General features: G+C 60.5%; 7 protein-coding genes and 1 tRNA gene. 7 read left to right on the top strand and 1 reads right to left on the bottom strand.

Features of this window, described 5'->3' with window-relative positions; genetic code table 11:
* Nucleotides 1-148: 148 nt before the first annotated feature.
* From QP971_RS11190 to QP971_RS11180, 3 genes are read left to right on the top strand one after another with little or no spacing between them, the layout of a single operon-like run.
* The gene (locus QP971_RS11190; RefSeq protein ID WP_284811922.1) at nt 149-457 is read left to right on the top strand and encodes a hypothetical protein; all 309 of its coding nucleotides are present in this window, start codon (nt 149-151) and stop codon (nt 455-457) included.
* A gap of 50 nt (nt 458-507) precedes the next feature.
* Nucleotides 508-1,431: a DUF418 domain-containing protein gene (locus QP971_RS11185; RefSeq protein WP_284811921.1), complete on the top strand. Its 924-nt coding sequence runs from the start codon at nt 508-510 to the stop codon at nt 1,429-1,431.
* 2 nt (nt 1,432-1,433) lie between these two features.
* Nucleotides 1,434-2,471: a trypsin-like serine protease gene (locus QP971_RS11180; RefSeq protein ID WP_284811920.1), complete on the top strand. Its 1,038-nt coding sequence runs from the start codon at nt 1,434-1,436 to the stop codon at nt 2,469-2,471.
* Here the strand turns inward: QP971_RS11180 and QP971_RS11175 are convergent.
* Nucleotides 2,468-3,496 (bottom strand): prephenate dehydrogenase, encoded by a 1,029-nt coding sequence (locus QP971_RS11175; RefSeq protein ID WP_284811919.1) that lies wholly within the window; start codon nt 3,494-3,496, stop codon nt 2,468-2,470. The two genes, QP971_RS11180 and QP971_RS11175, sit on opposite strands and share 4 nt — an antisense overlap.
* Nucleotides 3,497-3,535: 39 nt before the next feature.
* Here QP971_RS11175 and QP971_RS11170 point away from each other — a divergent pair, with 39 nt between their 5' ends.
* From QP971_RS11170 to QP971_RS11155, 4 genes are all read left to right on the top strand, one after another.
* Entirely contained in the window at nt 3,536-4,015 is a 480-nt protein-coding gene (locus QP971_RS11170) for a tRNA adenosine deaminase-associated protein (RefSeq protein ID WP_225746105.1), read from the top strand.
* Nucleotides 4,016-4,040: 25 nt separating this feature from the next.
* On the top strand, nt 4,041-4,472 hold the full coding sequence (locus QP971_RS11165; RefSeq protein WP_239279111.1) for a nucleoside deaminase: 432 nt from the start codon (nt 4,041-4,043) through the stop codon (nt 4,470-4,472).
* A 51-nt stretch (nt 4,473-4,523) separates the two neighbouring features.
* Nucleotides 4,524-4,724 carry a CsbD family protein gene (locus tag QP971_RS11160; RefSeq protein ID WP_005323174.1) on the top strand — a complete coding sequence of 67 codons (201 nt, stop codon included), beginning with the start codon at nt 4,524-4,526 and terminating at the stop codon, nt 4,722-4,724.
* 90 nt (nt 4,725-4,814) lie between these two features.
* Nucleotides 4,815-4,902: transfer RNA gene (locus QP971_RS11155), tRNA-Ser, on the top strand.
* The last annotated feature ends 80 nt before the right edge of the window (nt 4,903-4,982 follow it).

Raw genomic sequence — 4,982 nt, 5'->3', positions numbered from 1 at the left:
TGTCGCGGCTGACCTGTCAAGCATCACGACGATTCCCTCAGCCACAGACTGTCAAATATGTCATGAACTCAGACACCTCCGGGCGCACAAAATGAGCCGCCTTCGGGCGGCTTTCCTTGTATCTAATCTATTTCGCAGGTGCCCGTCTATGAAGCCTTCCTCATTGCTGCCGGGTCTCATTGCCGGCATTGTCTTGGGTCTTGCGCTATGGCTCGGTTCTGGGAGCCTGTGGCTTCTTCTAGGCGGAGTTGTGCTTGGTTTGATGGGCGCCTCGCTTCTCAAGCTCGCCGCTGATCCCTCTCGGTCGCGCAAAATCGCGATGATAACTTCCGTGATTAGGCGGATTCTCGCTGCAGTAATAGGTCTTAAGAAACCCCTTTATAAAATGCAGGACACTTATAAAGCTTCCACAGTAACCTTCCAGACTCTCTTAGTAGAAAAAGAAAGTCTTTATTAATAAGGGGACTGCGGCAACGCGCTCCCCTCTGTCTTGAAGGAGAACGCCCGGTGTCCGCATCTTCGCGCATCGTTGGGCTTGATATAGCCCGCTCACTTGCCATTATTGGCATGGTAGTCCTGCACATGGCCTCCCTCGTGTGGCATACCAAAGTCATTCTCAACGGCCTGCCCGCTGCGCTTTTTGCCATTTTGGCTGGCGTCACATTGATGATCATTGCCCGCAATTTCACGGTGACGACGCTTCTGCGCATCCTCGCCCGAGGCTGCATAATTACACTCATCGGCCTCGCGCTACTGCCCCTAGGGGGAGAGATTCAGGTCGTCCTAGTAGTAATCGGCATCACCATGATGCTGCTGTGCTGGGTTCCCCCATTGCACTGGGCCTGGAAGCTAATCCTATTCGCTGCGGCCACCGTAGCCGCGACCGTGAAATACGCTCCGCTGACTCTACCGCAGGTATACCCACTGCTGGCCTATGTCGCTTATTTCCTCGCCGGCATGCTGCTCTATGAAATCTATATTCGCAAGCAAGACGCAGCCGCGCAGTGGGCTTCCACTGCTATAGCCGGCATCGTTGCCGCTATCGGTTTCTACTTCCGCTTTACTGCGGACATTCCTGGCTGGCTGCGTTTTACCGGGCACACCGGCGTAGTGGGCGAGATCGTGCTGTCCATTGCCGTCGCCGCAGTCGTCCTACACCTATGCTTGCTTGTTGGCCGAGCTGCGCCCAAGCTGGCCTATCCCTTTGCGGCGCTGGGCGCGATGTCACTGAGCATCTACATCCTGCACGTGCTCACCGCCTATTACTGGCAAAGCCACATCGCCCTGCACAACACCGCCTGGGCCTGTGCCTTCATCGCCCTCTTCCTCGTTATCGCAACCCTGTGGCGCCGCCTGATAGGGAAGGGGCCGGCCGAATGGGCCGTCGCCAAAGTTATCGCCATCGCCGTTCCTGCCGGAAAGAAGGACTAATCATGCAGCACAAAATCTTCCCTGCCTTGCTCGCCGCTAGCATCGTGGCACTGACTGCCGCCCCGGCCACTGCACTCGAACACGGCGAACCAGCTACGGACTCCCAGGAGGCCCATACTGTCGCCCAACTCAAGATAGGACGCGTGGGTAGTTTTGGTGATTGTACTGGTACTCTCGTGGCCGCCCAGTGGGTGCTCACCGCACGCCATTGCCTCGAGTCCGTGAATAATAAGGGCACCCAAGCCCGCATCAACGGAACCACCTACGACGCTGATTCGTGGGCGCTGTCCCCGCTTTCCGACGCCGCCCTTCTCCACCTCACCGTCCCTGTCACCGATACAAAACCCGCAGAGATTTCCACCCAAGTTCCTGAACCAGGTAAACGCGGCACCCTCTACGGCTGGAGCAGTAGTTCTTCTATGGCGCGCCGCGGTCAGCTGCCCCAAGCAGAAATGGAAGTGGCTGAGCTCCTCGGCGGTAGCCCCGCCGCACCTGCTGGCGCGGACGCTGGCGCGGGCGCCGCCACGGACGCTGGTGAGGATGCCGATGATGGAGAAAGCGTTCCCGCGGCTGAGGCCATGCCGGGACTTAAAATGCCGGAGGGTACGGAAAGCGTGCCAGCCAGCGAGGCGATGCCGGGTGGGGCGCCAGATGGCCCGATGCCACTAATTGAAAGCGCCATTCTCGACGTACACTCCACCGGCCGAGCCGGCATGCAGGGTGGTGACTCCGGCGGCCCCTTCTTTGTAGACGGTAAGCTCGCCGGACTCGCCACGGCGGGCACCGCGAACGGGGACCCAGACCTGCCTTCGCCTAGCGCGGCTATTACCACGCTGGCCGGCACCAAGGAGTGGATCGAGGCAGTAGTGAGCGGGCGCGATAAGGAAGCGATTCTCACCGCGGAAACCACTCCCGAACCGCCGAAAACCCCGCAGACCAGCGCCGACCACCCTTGGCTTTATGCCGGCATAGCAGTGCTAGGTCTTATTGCCGCCGCAGTAGTATCCCGCATTCCCGGCCTACGGGGCCGCAAGCGTTAGAAAATCTCGATGCGCCCGCCCAGGGACTCGGATTGGCGCAACTGCGCCACCCACTTCGGGCCGCCTGGGTGCAGGCGCAGCACTGGGCGGGAAGAAATCTTGATCGGGGAGACCGATTCCTTGCGCGCGCCGGAGCGGGCGTCGATGCGGGTGCGGGCGCGGTAGCCGGCGTCGGTAAGCTCAGCGATGGAAGGCTCAGGGGAGTCGAGCTTCTCGCGGGCGTCGTGCAGCAAGTCCAAGGCCTCGTCCAATGCCTCCACCAACGCCGGCGCATTGGTCTCGCACATCTGCTGCACCAGCTCCGGGTGAGTGCCGGCCACGCGGGTAGCGTCCTTGAAAGAACCGGCAGACAGGGACTGCGCCAGGATTCCGCCGTTATCGCCCACCACGGCGAGGATCTCCGCAAAGACGTGTGGCAGGTGGGAAATGCGCGCCACCGCGGCATCGTGATTAGCCACGCGGATAGGCACCGCCTCTGCGTGCACCATCTGGGTCATGCGCACGACCTCGGTGAAGGTCTCAATCCACTGCTTCGGAATCTTTTCCCCGCGCGCCTCGCACTCGGCGGCGTAGTCATAGGTAATGCCCCACGCCGCGCGGCGGAACAGATCCTTCTGCGAGTTATCCCAACCGGACTTTGACGTGCCCGCCATCGGGTGGCCGCCCACATAGCGCGACTCCATTCCGCGCTCCAGGACCTGTTGGCGCACTGCCGTCTTAACGGAAACGACGTCCGTAATACCGCAGCTCGGCGCGTGCTCCTGAATGGCATCGAGGACGCTTCCCACAGCGCCCATCGGCACGGCTATGACAATGAGCGCGTTCTCCGTCTCCGCGCGGGTCAAAATCGCCGGAAGATCATCGGTGACGTCAAAACCCTGCTTTACTGCAGTGCGAGCGCCGGACGTGGAGTGGTTGTATCCAAAAACGTGGTGTTTGTATCCGGCGAGATCGCGCAGCAAAGAGCCGCCGATGAGGCCGAGGCCAATAATGCAGATAGGGCGTTGAACATCTTGAGAACTCACGATGACAATTGTGGCACAACACGACTAATCTCACGAGGTATGAGCAACGAAAATTACTCCTTCGCAGTAACCGTCGCCCGCAACGCGGGCCAATGGCTGGTGCGCAGCTTCAACGATGACTTTGAGGATCCGCAGACCTCCATCAATGCGGTGCGCAGCCTGCGTTCCGAGGGTGCTGCGTTCGCGCTGCTGTGCGTGGAGGATGCCTATTTTATTGCCGTGCGCCCAGTGCCGGGCGGGGTGAAGATGCTCATCTCGGATGCTACCTATGGCGTGGACGATGACTTCGCCGCCGATTTCATGGATATCAACGACCATGAAATCCCGGATGTGGACCCCGAAGAGGCCGATCCTTATGGCGAGGGCGATTTCGATATCTTCGCCGACCTTGGCCTGTCCGAGGACCAGGTGGGCTACATCATCGACAATGATGAGGACTGGCCTTCCGATATGTTGCTGCGTATCGCCGGCGAGCTCGGCTTTGGCGATGAGTTGGAAGACGTCATTGTTAACGCCTGAGCTCTTGCTGCGCGCTGAGGCTCGGATGCGCCGCGCCCTCGACGTCGCCAAGCGTACGCCGGCCGGCGACGTCCCCGTGGGTGCGGTGCTGTACGACGCCGCCGGAACCGAACTTGCCACCGGCGTCAACCGCCGCGAAGAGCTGGCCGATCCCACCGCCCATGCCGAAGTCGAGGCCATTCGCCAGGCCGTTCGTGTGCACGGCGATGGCTGGCGGCTTTCCGGTTGCGAGCTCGTCGTCACCCTAGAACCCTGCGCCATGTGCGCCGGCGCCTTGCAAGCTGCCCGTGTTTCTTCCGTGGTCTTTGGCGCCTTCGAGCCCAAGACCGGCGCGTGCGGCTCGCTTATCGATGTCCTGCGTGCCCCCACCGCCCCCTTTACCCCGCAGGTCCGCGGCGGCGTCCTCGAAGACGAATGCGCTGGGTTGCTCCGAAACTTCTTCGACGGCCTGCGTTAAACGTGCGTACACTGGTGGTCATACAACAACCGTTTACTCAAAGGAGTGATTATGGGCGATTTGGAAAACAAGAAGGATGGCCTTGTAGGCAAGGCAAAGGAAGCCTACGGCGAAGCTACCGATAACAAGGACGTAGCTAACGAGGGTAAGGCCGACCAGGTCACCTCCGAGGCTAAGGACAAGCTGTCTGACGCTGCCGAAGGCATCAAGGACAAGGCCAACGAGGTTATCGGTGGCCTGAAGGACGACTAATCCTCGTCCCCCGTTTCTCATATCGCTGCGCTGGCACCCCGCTGGCGCAGCGATTTTGTCGCTCGGGCCCACTCCCGTAGTCTGGAACGCGGTGGCGTGTCCGAGCGGCCGAAGGTGATCGCCTCGAAAGCGATTGTTGGGTAACCCCCAACCGCGGGTTCAAATCCCGCCGCCACCGCACTGTCATGAGTCGCGACATGTTTGACAGATGAGTCGCGGCATCGTTGACAAACCGGCATCTCAGTTGCTTTTTGTTCT

The organism is Corynebacterium marquesiae (assembly GCF_030229635.1).
Lineage (GTDB): Bacteria > Actinomycetota > Actinomycetes > Mycobacteriales > Mycobacteriaceae > Corynebacterium > Corynebacterium marquesiae.
The sequence above is the reverse complement of the archived record's forward strand: the minus strand, read 5'-3'. Positions and strand labels throughout refer to the sequence as shown.